Source organism: Castellaniella sp. UC4447_H14 (genome assembly GCF_052978285.1).
Map to the genome: position 1 here is coordinate 1,815,899 of NZ_CM129666.1, position 14,553 is coordinate 1,830,451.

Annotated in this window: 15 protein-coding genes, 2 tRNA genes, 1 rRNA gene and 1 other RNA gene; 8 read left to right on the plus strand and 11 right to left on the minus strand. The window is 62.4% G+C overall.

Going from position 1 to position 14,553, the window contains the following annotated elements:
• Positions 1–86: 86 nt before the first annotated feature.
• From ACVCMJ_RS08680 to ACVCMJ_RS08695, 4 genes are all read right to left on the minus strand, one after another.
• Positions 87–162 (minus strand) — tRNA-Ala (locus ACVCMJ_RS08680).
• A gap of 91 nt (positions 163–253) precedes the next feature.
• Positions 254–330: transfer RNA gene (locus tag ACVCMJ_RS08685), tRNA-Ile, on the minus strand.
• A gap of 125 nt (positions 331–455) precedes the next feature.
• Positions 456–1,994 (minus strand): 16S ribosomal RNA (locus ACVCMJ_RS08690).
• Positions 1,995–2,559: 565 nt separating this feature from the next.
• The gene (locus ACVCMJ_RS08695) at positions 2,560–3,060 is read right to left on the minus strand and encodes an Lrp/AsnC family transcriptional regulator (protein WP_447082712.1); all 501 of its coding nucleotides are present in this window, start codon (positions 3,058–3,060) and stop codon (positions 2,560–2,562) included.
• Positions 3,061–3,218: 158 nt separating this feature from the next.
• Between ACVCMJ_RS08695 and ACVCMJ_RS08700 the strand changes: the two genes are divergently transcribed.
• Positions 3,219–4,175: a nucleoside recognition domain-containing protein gene (locus tag ACVCMJ_RS08700; RefSeq protein WP_447081020.1), complete on the plus strand. Its 957-nt coding sequence runs from the start codon at positions 3,219–3,221 to the stop codon at positions 4,173–4,175.
• Between the two features lie 84 nt (positions 4,176–4,259).
• On the opposite strand, the gene msrA is transcribed toward ACVCMJ_RS08700, so the two are convergent.
• Positions 4,260–4,790, minus strand: coding sequence for a peptide-methionine (S)-S-oxide reductase MsrA (msrA, locus tag ACVCMJ_RS08705; protein ID WP_447081021.1), 531 nt, complete (start codon positions 4,788–4,790; stop codon positions 4,260–4,262).
• Between the two features lie 121 nt (positions 4,791–4,911).
• Complete coding sequence (locus ACVCMJ_RS08710) at positions 4,912–5,226, minus strand: c-type cytochrome (protein WP_447082713.1); 315 nt, start codon at positions 5,224–5,226, stop codon at positions 4,912–4,914.
• Positions 5,227–5,408: 182 nt separating this feature from the next.
• Here ACVCMJ_RS08710 and lgt point away from each other — a divergent pair, with 182 nt between their 5' ends.
• Positions 5,409–6,206: a prolipoprotein diacylglyceryl transferase gene (lgt, locus tag ACVCMJ_RS08715; RefSeq protein WP_447081022.1), complete on the plus strand. Its 798-nt coding sequence runs from the start codon at positions 5,409–5,411 to the stop codon at positions 6,204–6,206.
• Here lgt and ACVCMJ_RS08720 read toward each other — a convergent pair.
• The 5 genes from ACVCMJ_RS08720 to ACVCMJ_RS08740 all read right to left on the minus strand — a co-directional run bounded on the left by ACVCMJ_RS08720 (position 6,163) and on the right by ACVCMJ_RS08740 (position 8,578).
• Positions 6,163–6,879, minus strand: a complete 717-nt coding sequence (locus tag ACVCMJ_RS08720; protein WP_447081023.1) for an SIMPL domain-containing protein — start codon at positions 6,877–6,879, stop codon at positions 6,163–6,165. The genes lgt and ACVCMJ_RS08720 overlap by 44 nt on opposite strands.
• 118 nt (positions 6,880–6,997) lie before the next feature.
• Positions 6,998–7,177: non-coding RNA, 6S RNA (ssrS, locus tag ACVCMJ_RS08725), on the minus strand.
• A gap of 34 nt (positions 7,178–7,211) precedes the next feature.
• Complete coding sequence (locus ACVCMJ_RS08730) at positions 7,212–7,514, minus strand: cell division protein ZapA (RefSeq protein ID WP_447081024.1); 303 nt, start codon at positions 7,512–7,514, stop codon at positions 7,212–7,214.
• A 2-nt stretch (positions 7,515–7,516) separates the two neighbouring features.
• The gene (locus ACVCMJ_RS08735; RefSeq protein WP_447081025.1) at positions 7,517–7,918 is read right to left on the minus strand and encodes a hypothetical protein; all 402 of its coding nucleotides are present in this window, start codon (positions 7,916–7,918) and stop codon (positions 7,517–7,519) included.
• Positions 7,919–7,981: 63 nt separating this feature from the next.
• Positions 7,982–8,578 carry an RNA pyrophosphohydrolase gene (locus tag ACVCMJ_RS08740; RefSeq protein ID WP_447081026.1) on the minus strand — a complete coding sequence of 199 codons (597 nt, stop codon included), beginning with the start codon at positions 8,576–8,578 and terminating at the stop codon, positions 7,982–7,984.
• A 66-nt stretch (positions 8,579–8,644) separates the two neighbouring features.
• Between ACVCMJ_RS08740 and ACVCMJ_RS08745 the strand changes: the two genes are divergently transcribed.
• The 6 genes from ACVCMJ_RS08745 to tolB all read left to right on the plus strand — a co-directional run bounded on the left by ACVCMJ_RS08745 (position 8,645) and on the right by tolB (position 14,529).
• Entirely contained in the window at positions 8,645–10,378 is a 1,734-nt protein-coding gene (locus tag ACVCMJ_RS08745; RefSeq protein WP_447081027.1) for a proline--tRNA ligase, read from the plus strand.
• 68 nt (positions 10,379–10,446) lie between these two features.
• A complete protein-coding gene (gene ybgC, locus ACVCMJ_RS08750) occupies positions 10,447–10,872 on the plus strand; it encodes a tol-pal system-associated acyl-CoA thioesterase (protein ID WP_447081028.1) in 426 nt (141 codons plus the stop codon).
• A 2-nt stretch (positions 10,873–10,874) separates the two neighbouring features.
• Positions 10,875–11,549 (plus strand): protein TolQ, encoded by a 675-nt coding sequence (gene tolQ / locus ACVCMJ_RS08755; protein WP_447081029.1) that lies wholly within the window; start codon positions 10,875–10,877, stop codon positions 11,547–11,549.
• 1 nt (position 11,550) lies between these two features.
• A complete protein-coding gene (gene tolR / locus ACVCMJ_RS08760) occupies positions 11,551–11,985 on the plus strand; it encodes a protein TolR (protein ID WP_447081030.1) in 435 nt (144 codons plus the stop codon).
• A 27-nt stretch (positions 11,986–12,012) separates the two neighbouring features.
• Positions 12,013–13,209: a cell envelope integrity protein TolA gene (gene tolA, locus ACVCMJ_RS08765; RefSeq protein WP_447081031.1), complete on the plus strand. Its 1,197-nt coding sequence runs from the start codon at positions 12,013–12,015 to the stop codon at positions 13,207–13,209.
• A gap of 12 nt (positions 13,210–13,221) precedes the next feature.
• The gene (gene tolB, locus ACVCMJ_RS08770) at positions 13,222–14,529 is read left to right on the plus strand and encodes a Tol-Pal system beta propeller repeat protein TolB (RefSeq protein WP_447081032.1); all 1,308 of its coding nucleotides are present in this window, start codon (positions 13,222–13,224) and stop codon (positions 14,527–14,529) included.
• The last annotated feature ends 24 nt before the right edge of the window (positions 14,530–14,553 follow it).

Below are 14,553 nucleotides of genomic sequence, written 5' to 3' on the forward strand. Positions count from 1 at the left end.
CCAGTCAGAAGCGCTCGCCTTCTCATCCCAAGAGACAAGCGCTCGTGACTAGAGCTTGGATGGTCCGCCTCGCCGACGCGCGGCGTTGGTGGAGGATAACGGGATCGAACCGATGACCTCCTGCATGCAAAGCAGGCGCTCTCCCAGCTGAGCTAATCCCCCGAAACCCATCGCCGCCAAGCGCGACCCGGCGCGCGCGCCCCCCGCCACCTTGCGAAGGACCCCGTGCGTGTGCGCTTGCCGCGAGAAACGGTGGTGGGTCAAGATGGATTCGAACCATCGACCCCCGCCTTATCAAGACGGTGCTCTAACCGACTGAGCTACTGACCCCGCGTCTTCGTCTCCGGGCAGACAGCGCCCCGGGGCCGTGGACTTGCAGACCATGTGACTGTCAACAGCCGATAAGCGTGAGCGCTTGCGCCAACCCGTGAGCCGGGCTTTGAGGCAACGTTCTTAAAGGAGGTGATCCAGCCGCACCTTCCGATACGGCTACCTTGTTACGACTTCACCCCAGTCATGAATCTCACCGTGGTAAGCGCCCTCCTTGCGGTTAGGCTACCTACTTCTGGTGAAACCCACTCCCATGGTGTGACGGGCGGTGTGTACAAGACCCGGGAACGTATTCACCGCGACATGCTGATCCGCGATTACTAGCGATTCCGACTTCACGCAGTCGAGTTGCAGACTGCGATCCGGACTACGATCGGGTTTCTGAGATTGGCTCCGCCTCGCGGCTTGGCAACCCTCTGTCCCGACCATTGTATGACGTGTGAAGCCCTACCCATAAGGGCCATGAGGACTTGACGTCATCCCCACCTTCCTCCGGTTTGTCACCGGCAGTCCCATTAGAGTGCCCAACTCAATGTGGCAACTAATGGCAAGGGTTGCGCTCGTTGCGGGACTTAACCCAACATCTCACGACACGAGCTGACGACAGCCATGCAGCACCTGTGTTCCAGTTCTCTTGCGAGCACTGCCAAATCTCTTCGGCATTCCGGACATGTCAAGGGTAGGTAAGGTTTTTCGCGTTGCATCGAATTAATCCACATCATCCACCGCTTGTGCGGGTCCCCGTCAATTCCTTTGAGTTTTAATCTTGCGACCGTACTCCCCAGGCGGTCAACTTCACGCGTTGGCTGCGCTACTGAGGTTAATAAACCCCAACAGCTAGTTGACATCGTTTAGGGCGTGGACTACCAGGGTATCTAATCCTGTTTGCTCCCCACGCTTTCGTGCATGAGCGTCAGTATCATCCCAGGGGGCTGCCTTCGCCATCGGTATTCCTCCACATCTCTACGCATTTCACTGCTACACGTGGAATTCTACCCCCCTCTGACGTACTCTAGCCCGGTAGTTAGAAGTGCAGTTCCAAGGTTAAGCCCTGGGATTTCACACCTCTCTTTCCGAACCGCCTGCGCACGCTTTACGCCCAGTAATTCCGATTAACGCTTGCACCCTACGTATTACCGCGGCTGCTGGCACGTAGTTAGCCGGTGCTTATTCTGCAGGTACCGTCATCGAGCCGGGTTATTCGCCCGTCCCATTTCTTCCCTGCCAAAAGTGCTTTACAACCCGAAGGCCTTCATCGCACACGCGGGATGGCTGGATCAGGGTTGCCCCCATTGTCCAAAATTCCCCACTGCTGCCTCCCGTAGGAGTCTGGGCCGTGTCTCAGTCCCAGTGTGGCTGGTCGTCCTCTCAAACCAGCTACGGATCGTCGCCTTGGTAGGCCTTTACCCCACCAACCAGCTAATCCGATATCGGCCGCTCCAATAGTGAGAGGTCTTGCGATCCCCCCCTTTCCCCCGTAGGGCGTATGCGGTATTAGCCACGCTTTCGCGTAGTTATCCCCCGCTACTGGGCACGTTCCGATACATTACTCACCCGTTCGCCACTCGCCGCCCGGGAGCAAGCTCCCTGCGCTGCCGTTCGACTTGCATGTGTAAAGCATCCCGCTAGCGTTCAATCTGAGCCAGGATCAAACTCTTCAGTTCAATCTCTGTTTTGTGTACTTCCCATCTACCGAAGTAGAACGGGTCATACGTTCGCTATGCATCACTCAAAAAGAAAAAGACAAAGATTGATAACTCAACCTTACTTCTTCATTTCTGTATGCGTGAGCACTTGCTTTGCTGTGCCTGTGACCAGGTCCAGGGTCGGTCAAGCGCCCACACTTATCGGCTGTTAAGTTGTTAAAGAACGATTCTGCGGTCAAGCAGAGAAGCGAGATTATGAAGGACTTAACCGATCCTGTCAAGTGCCACCGGGGCGGCAAACCGTGGAAAAACCAACCCCCCCACGCCCTGCCCACTACCACCCGGAAAGCGCCCAAAGACCCGAAAAACCAGACCTTCAAACCTTGCCGTCGAGCCCGAGATTAAAACACGAAACGCGTCCCAAGGTCAAACCCGAAAACCGCCGCGGCTCGCGCCGCGCTCCCCGCCGCGGCGCCATCGTCGATCGGGCAAAAATGCCTGCAGATCAATGACTTGCGCCTGTGTCGTCCGGGTTAACCCGGGCGGCCGTGCCGCGAAGAGACCGAACTATAGCACGCTTGTTTCAGCCCGCGCAAGCGGGGCCGGCGAGCGTGGGCAGTTCGGTTGTTTCCTTGATGGATTGGAGCGCGAAACTGCTGCGGATATCCACCACGGCCGGGTGGCGCATGAGCGTGTCCATCGCGAAGCGCGAGAACGCCGGCAGATCCCGGACCTGTACTCTGAGCAGATAGTCCATTTCCCCGGACATGGCATAGCACTGGGCGACTTCTGGCCATTCCTGGACATCGCGGGCAAAGTCGGGGATCGACCCGTGTTCCGGCCGGTGTGACTTGTCCAGCCGGACAAAGATGTAAGCCAGCAGATCCAAGCCCAGCTTTTCTGGATCCACCAGCGCCACGTAGCGCCGGATGTAGCCCTGGTCCTCGAGGCGCCGGACCCGGCGCAAGCAGGGGCTGGGCGACAGCGCGACCTTTTGGGCCAGGTCCTGATTGCTGATCCGGCCATCCCGCTGCAAATGCATCAGGATCAGGCAATCCGTCTGATCCAGGCTCTCAGTGGGCATCATATCGTCTCCCGCCATTTGCTGACGACTCAATAGCGCCATCACGGGAATGGTACTGCATGTTCGCCCTTCGACGTCCTGCCGTTTTCCCTAGAATGTCGAGGGTGTGCCTCCGCCTACAATGCCTCTTCACCCTGTGGCCCCGCGCTCGTCCCTTCATGTTTGTCTACCTCCAGACCATCCGCCAACGCAGCATCCATATGTTCCTGACGGTCGCGCGCATCATGCTGCCCGTGATGGCGGTCGTCTATGTGGCTGAGCGGCTGGGCTGGGTACAGACGGCCGGCGAAGCGCTGGCCCCGGCCCTCTCCCTGGTGGGGCTGCCTCCGGAAGCGGGGATCATATGGGTCACGACAGCCATCACCAACATCTACGGCGGCATGGCGTCCATGGCCGCCCTCGCGGACGGCATGCAGATGACGGTGGCGCAGGTCAGCGCGCTGGGGCTCATGATGCTGTTCGCCCACAATATGCCGACGGAGCAATCCATCGCGAGGCGCGCAGGCGCCAGTGCACTGATCACGGGTGGACTGCGGTTGGCCGCCGCCCTGGTGGGCGGCACAGCGGTCGCGCGAATCTCCGAAGCGATGGACTGGATGCAGACGCCAGTATCGCTGAACTGGATGCGGCAGGACACCTCATTGAGCCAGGGACCTCAGACCTTGGCAAGCTGGCTCTGGTCCACAGGCGAATCCATGCTGCTGATCCTGCTGATCATCATCGCCCTGGTCGTGCTGCTGGACGTGCTGGAACGGCTGAAGATCACACCGGTCATCACGCGGCTGCTCACGCCTGTGCTCAAGCTGTCGGGGCTGGAGGAACGCGCCGCGCCACTGACCACGGTCGGGGTTCTGCTGGGCCTTGCCTACGGCGGCGCTCTCATCATCGACGCGGCGGAGCGCGAGAAGTACAGCCGAAGAACCCGTCTGCTTGCCCTGTCCTGGCTGTCGCTGTGCCACGCGCTGATCGAGGACACGCTGTTGATCGTGGCGTTGGGCGCAAGCCTTTGGGTGATCCTGCTGGGCCGCGTTCTGATGACCCTGGCGATCCTGGCCGGCATGGCCGCGCTTACCCGCCCGGGAACGCGCTGGGGCAGACGGCTCGAAACGGACTGAGCCCCTCAACTTCCGGCGCGTACTCCCCAAGCCACCCCGCTTCGAACAAAAGATCGATCCGAGCGACGCTCGGCCGTTCAGACGCTATCCGGCATCGCGCAGCAATGCCGCGAAACGCTTGCGGAACTTGGCCATTTTGGGTGCGATGACGAACTGGCAGTATCCCTGATCGGGATTGTGCCGGTAGTATTCCTGGTGGTAGGCCTCCGCTGGCCAAAAAATGCCGGCCGGCTCGATCCGGGTACAGATGGGCGCCTCGAAAGCCGCCTGGGCAGCGCGCCGCGCGTCCATGGCACGGATGTGCTGGTCCTCGCCCAAATAAAAGATGACCGACGCATACTGCGGCCCCACGTCGTGCCCCTGGCGGTCCAGGGTGGTGGGATCATGGGTGCCAAAAAAAACGTCGCACAACGTACGGTACGACACCAGCCCGGCGTCAAAACCAATACGCACACATTCCACGTGCCCAGTGTCCTGACGGCAGACCTGCTCATACGTGGGCGCCGCCAAGTGCCCGCCACAATAGCCGGCCTGGACAGTCTCGACTCCGGGAAGCGCCCGAAAGACGGGCTCCATGCACCAGAAACAACCCCCGCCAAAAATGGCTTGCTCCATCACACCCATCCAGTGCCCCGCACGGCCCGCCCGGTACCCGATCGTGGCCGCGAAGCCAGTTGCAAAATCATACTGCGGGCGCGACCGCCCGCCGGCCCGACGTCAAGAGATTCGCCGTGCCTCAGCGCTGCCCCAGCGACAGAATCCACTGCGCGAGAGCCAGTGCGTCCCCCGGCGAAAGCTGCGTCTGTGCCGGCATCGGAATGGCGCCCCACTGACCGCTGCTGCCTTGGCGCATGACGCGGGCCAAATAAGGTGCCGCCTCTGGCTGCCCCCGGAACCGCTTCGCGACCGCCCGAAAGGGAGGCCCCACGCGTCGGCTATCCACTTGGTGGCAACCCAGGCAGCGACTCTTCGCCGCCAGCGCCTGCCCCTCGGCTACCGAGAGCACCGGCGCCCCGGCCGCCGCCCTGTCCGAGGCTCGCGCGGTCGACAGCCCCGACACCAGACCGCCGAGCGCCACCCAGGCCAACGCGCGCAAGATCTGTGCCCAGCGCCTCGGGACCGGCTGGGATCCGGCCTGATGTCGCCCACCCTTACCTTCATGCTGCACAGTTCGTCCTCGCGCAAACCTGATCACGGTATTATCCTTGATTACTTTTTCAGCCGCACTCGCCCATGCTCGCCTATCCCCACATTGATCCCATCGCCCTGCAGATCGGCCCCCTGGCCATCCACTGGTACGGCCTGATGTATCTGGCCGGTTTTGGGCTGGCGTGGGTGCTGGGGCGGTGGCGCATTCGCCATCACCCATGTGGGCTGACACTGAATGACCTGGAAGACATTATCTTCTACGGCGTTCTGGGGGTCGTGCTGGGCGGACGCCTGGGTTATGTGCTGTTCTACAAGCCCGAGGATTACCTGGCTCACCCGCTGGCGATCTTCCAGGTCTGGGAAGGGGGCATGTCCTTTCACGGAGGCCTGATCGGCGTGGTGCTGGCCATGTTGCTCTTCGCTCACCGCCGGGGACGCACACTGCTGGAGATCGGCGACTTCATCGCTCCGCTCATCCCGCTGGGCCTGGCGACGGGCCGCCTCGGCAACTTCATCAACGGCGAGCTGTGGGGACGCCCCACGGATCTGCCCTGGGGCATGATCTTTCCCGGATCGCAGGACGGCATCCCGCGCCACCCCTCCCAACTCTACGAAATGGGGCTGGAAGGATTCGCGCTCTTCGGAATCATCTGGTGGTTCGCCCGCAAGCCGCGCCCCGTCGGCCAAATCAGCGCGGTCTTCCTGATGGGATACGGGATTTTTCGATTCCTGGTCGAATTCACCCGCGAACCCGACGTCTTCCTGGGGTTGCTGATCGGAGGCATGTCCATGGGGCAGCTCCTGTCGATCCCCATGGTCATCATCGGCGCGGCACTCTTCATTTGGGCTGCAAAAAGATCACGCCTCGAACCGACACGGTGACACGCTCGCGACCGCCTTCGAGCGGGACGGGCGCCGAATCGGCGGCCATCGCACGCATCATGCGCGGCTCGGGCGATTCTGGGATCATCGCCGAATCCCCCAGATCCACCGACTTCAGGCGGTAATGGTCGAAACCCAAGGCATGCGTGAGGGCCTGCGCGCGTGTCCCGAAAGCGGTTACCGCCTGGCTCAGCAGCTTCTCCTCCTCTGCCGAACGGCGCTCGTCCGAAACCGAGAACGACAACCCCGCAACCGGCATGCGATTGCTCAGATCCGCCGCCAGGCTGGAGGCCGCGGCAAAGTCGCGAGACCGCAGCAGCATCTCCGCACGGCCGCGCCATTCCGAGAGCTTGCCATCGCGGTCGTTCATGGCCCAGATCCGGTACGCGCCACTTTGCAGGGTGACACCGGCGGGGCTGCCGGCCTGCTTGCGCGCATCCTGCAAGCGCTGGTTCAGGGCCTGCGACACCTTTTCCTGGGATGCGCCGGAGACTTCAGCGGCCAACGTGATCGTCACCTGGTCCTGAGCGACCTCGGAAGTGGCCTGCGCCGTCAGCGTTGCCCGCGGCTCCGGACCGTCGGAGACGTCGGCACCGCGAGCCGGCCCCGCCAGCAGTGCCAGGCCCATGAAGGACACAAGCCAGAAATGTCTGAAAGATGCGTTTGCCTGCATGATGCCTCCGGCGACGTGAATGCTGCCCGCCAATGGGGCCGGGGTCGTGACCGCCGCATTGCCTGCGGCAGGCCTCCGAAAAACGAAGGCCCGTCGATCAACACGACGGGCCTTCCAAGCATGCCCCACCTGTGCCGTCGAGGCCGGCATCCCGGAACCTGAGGTTCACGGTGGTCGCCATCAGCGAGGCTTCGGGCTATCCAGTTAAGGTAGCACTCCTACCAGGCAATCCGGCAACCTATGCCTTTAGCATTGGTTCAAGGAATGTATGGCCAGGTCACGAACACGGCAGGGACTTACCGGGCCGGACACCGCAAGGCGCCCGGAATGTTCTATTCGGCAGCGCCCAACACAGTGTCCAGCATGCCGTTCATGACATCGATTTTACCCTTGAAATCCCCCAGGGCAATATGGCTCAGGGGGCCGTCGGGCGCGCGCATGGTGAGCAGCTCATTGGCGATCTGGATGGCGGCCATCACGGCAATGCGTTCGTTGCTGACGAGCTTGCCACTGCCCTTGATAGCCAGCATGCGCTGATCGACATGCCGGACGGCCGTCAGCAGGGCCGCCTTTTCGTCCGGGGGGCAGGCGAGCGAATAATCGCGCCCCAGGATGGAGACATCAATACGTTCCACGGTCAGGCCTCCGCGCCGGGAAGGCGCTCGAGTATGGATTGAATCTGCTGACGCGCGCCTGTCGCTGCCTGGCGCAGCCGCCCGCGATCGGCCTCGGCCCGGCCGAGGCGTTGTTCCAGCTCGTCCGCCCGGGCCTGCTGCTCGCGCACCTGGGCTTCCAGCGCCGTGCGCAATTCCAGCGATTCGTCGCGCGCGGCCTGGATTTCCTTGTCATGCCGCGCGATCCGCTCGGACATGCGCGTGAACTCTGTTTGCTCCCGCTGGTATTGGTCCTTCAGGACCTGGGATTCCTGCTCGAGCTGACGAATGCGCGCCTGCAGCGCACGACGCTCGGATTGCAGGCCGCCGGCGAGCTGCACGATTTGCTGGATCCGCTGGGATAACGCATCTAGGTCTTGGAGCATGCAATCAAACCTTTCGGAGTGCCGGCGCGGCGCGCCGCAAAAAAGGAGTCCATCATAATCTTTTCAGTCGGGACCCGGCTTGGTTGCATGAGCCGGGTCGGGAGGGACCCGCCGGCCGGCGGAGGTATCGTCACGCCGCGTGCCGCCGCGCGGGCTGCGATGCCGCAGATAGCGGTTTTCACGCCCACGCCGAAACAGAAGGGCCGAAAGCTCGTTCAGCGCCAGGGTATAGACCTCGCGCTTGAATTCGATGACAGCCTCCAGCGGTACCCAATAGGCGTTCCAGCGCCAGGCGTCGAATTCCGGCGAATCGCTCGCGCGCAATGTCACATCGCTGTCATGGCCAACCATGCGCAGCAGGAACCAGATCTGTTTCTGGCCTTTGTAATGGCCGCGCAATTCGCGCCGCACATAGTGCTCCGGCACGTCATAGCGCAGCCAGTCACGCGTCCGACCCACAATGCGCACATGCTCGGGGCGCAAGCCGACTTCCTCGTGAAGCTCGCGATACATCGCCTGCACGGGCGTTTCACCGTGCTTGATGCCGCCCTGGGGGAACTGCCAGGCGTGTTCCCGGATCCGTTTGCCCCAGAAAACCTCGTTTTTCTGGTTGACGAGAATGATGCCGACGTTGGGACGGTAGCCTTCGCGATCCAACATGGGCCACCTCGGTTGTGAATTCAATACAATTACCGTCGATTATACGTACCAACCGGAATCCCTACCATGTACGCCAGCAAGTACCACTTGAACACCCTGAAGGAAGCCCCCGCGGAAGCGGAAGTCGTCAGCCACCAGTTGATGACGCGGGCCGGCATGATCCGGAAAATTGCCGGCGGCATCTACACTTACATGCCCATGGGACTGAGGGTTCTGCGGAAGATCGAAGCCGTCGTGCGTGACGAGATGAACCGTGCCGGCGCCATCGAACTGTTGATGCCGGTGGTCCAGCCCGCCGAACTCTGGCAAGAATCGGGACGGTGGGAAAAGTACGGTGCGGAACTGCTGCGCATCAAGGACCGCCACCAACGGGACTTCGTGCTGCAGCCGACCTCCGAGGAAGTCATCACCGACATCGCCCGCAACGAGATCCATAGCTGGCGCCAGTTGCCGCTGAACTTCTACCATATCCAGACGAAGTTCCGCGACGAGCGCCGGCCGCGCTTCGGGCTGATGCGGGGCCGGGAATTCACCATGAAGGACGCATACTCCTTCGATCGCGATGAGGCCGGTGCGCTGGCCAGCTACGACATCATGTACGAGGCCTACCAGCGCATCTTTACCCGCCTGGGACTGACCTTCCGCGCCGTGGCGGCTGATACCGGCTCCATCGGCGGGTCGCGCAGCCACGAATTCCAGGTGATTGCGGATACCGGCGAAGACCTGATCGTCTACAACCCGGACACCGACTACGCCGCCAACATCGAACTCGCCGACGCTCCCAACCTGCTGCCACGCCGCGAACCGGCGCGCGAGAGCCTGACCCGCGCGGAGACACCGGATTGCCCGAAATGCGAACTCGTGGCGCAGCATCTGGGCATCGACCTTTCCCGAACCGTGAAAGCGGTGGTGCTGGCGACCGATTCCGCCAAGGGACCCGCGCGCATCTGGCTGCTGCTCATTCGCGGCGACCACGAAACCAACGAGATCAAGATCGGCAAGCTGCCTGGCTTCGAGGCGGGCTACCGGCTGGCCTCTGAAGCCGAGATCGACGCGGTCTTCCATTGCGCGCCAGGATACCTGGGGCCGGTCGGCCTGGATGCGGACGCCATTACCATCATTGCCGACCTCACGGTGGCCCACATGGGCGACTTCGTCTGCGGCGCCAACGTGCCCGGCTACCACCTGACCGGCGTGAACTGGGGACGGGACCTGCCTGAAGCTGGTCTGGTGGCCGATCTGCGCAATGTCGTCGACGGCGACCCCTCCCCCGAAGGCGGCCACCTGGCCATCCAGCGCGGGATCGAGGTCGGCCACGTATTCTTTCTGGGCGACAAGTATTCACGCGCCCTGGGCGCCACCTTCCTGGAAACCGACGGCAAGCCGGCCGTGCTGCAGATGGGCTGCTACGGCATCGGCATCAGCCGCATTTCCGCGGCCGCCATCGAGCAGAACCACGACGAACGCGGCATGATCTGGCCGCGGGCGATCGCGCCATTCGAGGTCGTGCTCTGCCCCATCGGCATGGGCAAAAGTGAAACAGTACGCAACGCCGCCGAGGAGTTGTATCAGGATCTGAGGGCGCAGGGCGTCGACGTCATCCTGGACGACAGGGACGCGCGGCCGGGCATCATGTTCGCGGACTGGGAACTGATCGGCGTGCCGCTGCGCGTCACCCTGGGCGACCGGGGTCTGAAAGAAGGAATTGTCGAAATCCAGTCTCGGCGCGAGAGCCAGGTTCACCGGGTGGCCCCCGGCGATGCTGTCACAACCATTCTGGAAACGCTAAAATCCTTGTAGGCTGCTGTGGTGCAGCATGCCTGTTGTCGGTCGGACTCCCAGCATCTGTCACACGGCCTCACTAAAAAATGACTTCTGCGCTTACACAGGCGGCCGGCGTGCTGTCGATTCGCGTATATTACGAGGACACCGACACCGGCGGTGTCGTCTATTACGCAAATTACCTGAAGTTTTTCGAGCGCGCCCGCACCGAATGGCTGCGCGCGCTCGGGATCGACCAACGTGAACTGGCAGCACGGGAACAACTCATGTTCGTCGTCCGGCACGCGGAACTCGCCTATCGGCAGCCCGCGCGCCTGGACGACTGCCTCGACATCCACACGTCCGTGGACGACCTGGGGGCATCAACCCTCCAGTTCCACCAGCAGGCCCGGCGCAATGGCACCCTGCTGGTGACGGCGGACGTTCAGGTCTGCACCGTTCACGCGGCCACATTCAAACCCACCCGTTTATCCCCCTCACTCAGGGATCTTCTGCAAAAGGCCCTTCACTAACCATGCAAGCCTCTAGCGATCTGTCGCTGCTATCCCTCATTGGCCATGCCAGTTTCCCCGTCCAGGTCATCATGCTGCTGCTGTTTACGGCATCGGTATTGTCCTGGACCTTCATCTTCAGCAAGCGCGCCGCGCTGCGGCGTGCCGCCGACCAGACCCGTCGGTTCGAAGACGATTTCTGGGCGGGTGGCGATCTGACGGTCCTGCAGCAGGCCATCGCCAGCCGGCGCAACGAACATGGGGCTCTGGCGCGAATCTTCGATGCCGGCATGACCGAGTTCGTCAAGGCGCGGCGCTCGTCCAACCGGGGCGATACGCTGCTGGACGCCCCCCGGCGGGCCATGAACGCCGCGCTGCAACGCGAAATGGACGGCCTGGAATCGCATCTGAATTTCCTGGCGTCGACCGGCTCGGTCAGTCCGTACGTGGGCCTGCTCGGGACGGTCTGGGGCATCATGCACGCCTTCATGGGGCTGTCGACCATGCAGCAGGCCACGCTGGCGGCCGTCGCTCCCGGCATCGCCGAGGCGCTGATAGCGACCGCCATCGGCCTGTTCGCCGCCATCCCGGCCGTGCTGGCCTACAACCGCTACACCAGCCAGATCGACCGCCTGTCCATCCGCTTCGAGAGCTTCGTGGAAGAATTCCTGAACATTCTCCAACGGCAGGTGCACTGACATGCGCACTCCAAGTGGTCGCAACCGCAAGCGTCGGATGAACAACGACATCAATGTAGTGCCATACATCGATGTCATGCTGGTGCTGCTGGTGATCTTCATGGTGACCGCGCCAATGATCACTCCGGGCCAGATCGAGCTGCCGTCCGTAGGGACGGCCTCGCAGGTCACGACGCAACCCATCGAAGTCCAGATCGACGCCGAGGGGAATCTATCGATGCGGGTGCGCGAAGGAGGCGCCTCTTTCCGGCCGGTCGACAAAGCCAACCTTCTGGCCGAGGTCCAGGCGGTTGCCACACCTCAGACGCCTGTCGTGATTTCGGCGGACGGAAAGGTTCCTTATGAATCTGTCATGCACGTCATGGACGAATTGCGCAACGGGGGCGTGGGCAAGCTGGGCCTGCTGGTCAACCAAACGGCTTCCGGCAGCCGCTAGCCACGCACCCGGGTGGATTTTCGTCTCATGACATTGTTTCATCACTCCAGCGAATCGAATCCCGACGCCCGACCGGACCAGCAGGACGACCGCCTGGGCCTCATGATTTCAGCGGCCGCGCACGGTCTGCTGATCCTGCTGATGGTGTTCGGGTTTTCTTCGGCTCCCGACAACCCCGGGCCGGTCCAGGTCGAACTCTGGGCCAAGGGCACCGTCGCAGAAGCGGCACCCCCTGAAGAGCAACCCGAGGAATCCAAGCCCGAGCCCGAACCGCAACCGGAGCCCAAGCAGCCGGCCCCCCAACCGGACGATAGCGCGCAAAAGGCGGCGCAAGAAGCCGCGCAAGCCCAGGCCGCCCAGCAGGCACAGGCGCTGGCCCAGGCCCAGGCTCAAGCGGCGGCAGCCGCCAAGGCACAGGCAGATGCCGAAATAGCGCTGGCCAAGGAGCGCAAGGCGCGGGAGGACGCTGAGCGTCAGGCGCAAGAAGCCGCTGAAAAGGCCAAGGCCGAAGCGGCAGCCGCACAGGCCGCCAAGGAAAAAGCCGCCAAGGAAGCCGCAGAGAAGGCTGCGGCGCAAAAGGCGGAGCAGCAGAAGGCTGCGCAGGAAGCGGCTGAAAAGGCTGCCGCTCAAAAGGCGGCCGCAAAGGCTGCTGCCCAGAAGGCGGCCAAGGAAGAAGCCGCCAAGGAAGCCGCGGAGAAGGCGGCCAAGGAAAAGGCTGCAGAAGAGAAGGCCGCAAAGGAAAAGGCGGCGGAAGAGAAGGCCGCAAAGGAAAAGGCCGCCAAAGAGGCGGCAGCCAAGGCCGCCGCTGACAAAGCAGCCAAAGAGAAGGCTGCGAAGGACGCAGCCGCCAAGCGGAACGCGCTGAAGGCCGCCATGCGGGGCGCGGCGATGGAAGCCGCCGGCATGCCCAACGGCACGGCCGACCACAACCAGCGCGGCGGTGGCGGCAACGACGGCTACGCGGCGAAGGTTCGTGCCTGCGTGCAGCCGGGCGTGATTTTCAATGTGCCGCCACGCGCCGGTTCCGCCAATCCGACCGTGCAATTCCGCACGAAGCTGAATTCGAACGGCAAGGTTCAGGACGCCACCATGACCCATTCGTCGGGCAACCCCAATTTTGACGAAGCGGTGCACAGAGGTATCCTGGCTTGCTCACCCTTCCCTCCGCCCCCGAACGGCAAATACCCATCGTATATTGATGTGAACTACTACATGTACGACTAAGGAGATCGACATATGACCGTACTGAACGCCTCCAGCTTTATCGGGCGCCTGTGGCGGCGCACGGCGGCTGCCGGGCTGGGCCTCGCCCTGGTCGCCGCCGGCGCCTCCGGCGCTCACGCCCAATTGCGCGTCGACATTTCCGGTGTCGGCGCCACCCAATACCCGATCGCGATCGCTGATTTTGCCGGCACCAGCGGCGGCACCTCGGCCCCGGAGGTGATCCGCGCCGACCTGACCCGCTCCGGCCAATTCAAGCTGATCAGCGCCGCCGGCGCCAACCTGAACGTCCAGAGCCAGATCGACTACGGGACGTGGCAATCGCGGGGAGCCAATTACCTGGCCTACGCATCGATCAGCCAGAACGGCAGCCAATACTCGGTCAGCTACCGTCTTGTCGACAATGTACGCAAGGCGCAGCTCGACGAAGCCACCTTCAGCGGCACCGCAGCGGAAATGCGCCGGATTGCCCACCGCATTGCCGACCGCATCTACGAAAAGATCACCGGCGTGCGGGGTGTTTTCTCGACCCGGATCGCGTATGTGTTGCAGACAGGCAACACCTATGAGTTACAAATTGCTGACGCCGACGGCCAAAATCCCCAGGTCATGCTGCGCTCCAAGCACTCGATCATCTCGCCCGCGTGGTCTCCGGACGGCAGCAAACTGGCCTACGTAAGCTTTGAATCCGGCAAATCGGTGGTCTACGTACAAACACTGACGACGGGCCAGCGGGTTCCCATTTCCAATTACAAGGGCAACAACAGCGCCCCCGCATGGGCTCCAGATGGCAGCCACCTGGCGATCGTGCTCTCTATGGACAGCATCTCGCAGATATATACCATCAACTCCGACGGCTCCAATTTGCGTCGCGTCATGCGGTCGCCACTGATCGATACCGAACCGTACTACACGCCCGATGGACAGTCGCTGGTTTTCACGAGCGACCGCGGCGGGAGCCCGCAAATCTACAAGGTTGCAGTATCGGGTGGCGAAGCGCAGCGCCTGACCTTCTCGGGCGGTTACAATGTCTCACCTAGGGTATCGCCGGATGGACAGCAACTGGTGTATGTTACACGCAGTAATGGTGCTTTCAGGATTGCCAGCCAAGCCTTGAACTCGGGTTCTGCACAGACCCTGACGGACGGTCCCGACGACGAGTCTCCCAGCTACGCGCCCAATGGCATGCAAGTGCTGTATAGCGCCGTCCAGAACGGACGCAGCGTACTGGCGGTCACGTCGACCGACGGCCGAGTCCGGCAGACTCTCTCGGTACTCAACGGCAAGGTCCGCGAACCAGCCTGGGGCCCGTTCACAAACTGATTTTTTCGTGTGACTCTTTTTTCT

What these genes read in the sequence shown, in the direction of transcription:
- ACVCMJ_RS08720 (WP_447081023.1), bottom strand. Translation starts at nt 6,879, where the DNA reads ATGCAGGCAAACGCATCTTTCAGACATTTCTGGCTTGTGTCCTTCATG.
- tolB (WP_447081032.1), top strand. Translation starts at nt 13,222, where the DNA reads ATGACCGTACTGAACGCCTCCAGCTTTATCGGGCGCCTGTGGCGGCGC.
- tolR (WP_447081030.1), top strand. Translation starts at nt 11,551, where the DNA reads ATGCGCACTCCAAGTGGTCGCAACCGCAAGCGTCGGATGAACAACGAC.
- ACVCMJ_RS08745 (WP_447081027.1), top strand. Translation starts at nt 8,645, where the DNA reads ATGTACGCCAGCAAGTACCACTTGAACACCCTGAAGGAAGCCCCCGCG.
- ACVCMJ_RS08700 (WP_447081020.1), top strand. Translation starts at nt 3,219, where the DNA reads ATGTTTGTCTACCTCCAGACCATCCGCCAACGCAGCATCCATATGTTC.
- ACVCMJ_RS08735 (WP_447081025.1), bottom strand. Translation starts at nt 7,918, where the DNA reads ATGCTCCAAGACCTAGATGCGTTATCCCAGCGGATCCAGCAAATCGTG.
- ybgC (WP_447081028.1), top strand. Translation starts at nt 10,447, where the DNA reads ATGACTTCTGCGCTTACACAGGCGGCCGGCGTGCTGTCGATTCGCGTA.
- msrA (WP_447081021.1), bottom strand. Translation starts at nt 4,790, where the DNA reads ATGGAGCAAGCCATTTTTGGCGGGGGTTGTTTCTGGTGCATGGAGCCC.
- ACVCMJ_RS08740 (WP_447081026.1), bottom strand. Translation starts at nt 8,578, where the DNA reads ATGTTGGATCGCGAAGGCTACCGTCCCAACGTCGGCATCATTCTCGTC.
- tolQ (WP_447081029.1), top strand. Translation starts at nt 10,875, where the DNA reads ATGCAAGCCTCTAGCGATCTGTCGCTGCTATCCCTCATTGGCCATGCC.
- ACVCMJ_RS08695 (WP_447082712.1), bottom strand. Translation starts at nt 3,060, where the DNA reads ATGCCCACTGAGAGCCTGGATCAGACGGATTGCCTGATCCTGATGCAT.
- tolA (WP_447081031.1), top strand. Translation starts at nt 12,013, where the DNA reads ATGACATTGTTTCATCACTCCAGCGAATCGAATCCCGACGCCCGACCG.
- lgt (WP_447081022.1), top strand. Translation starts at nt 5,409, where the DNA reads ATGCTCGCCTATCCCCACATTGATCCCATCGCCCTGCAGATCGGCCCC.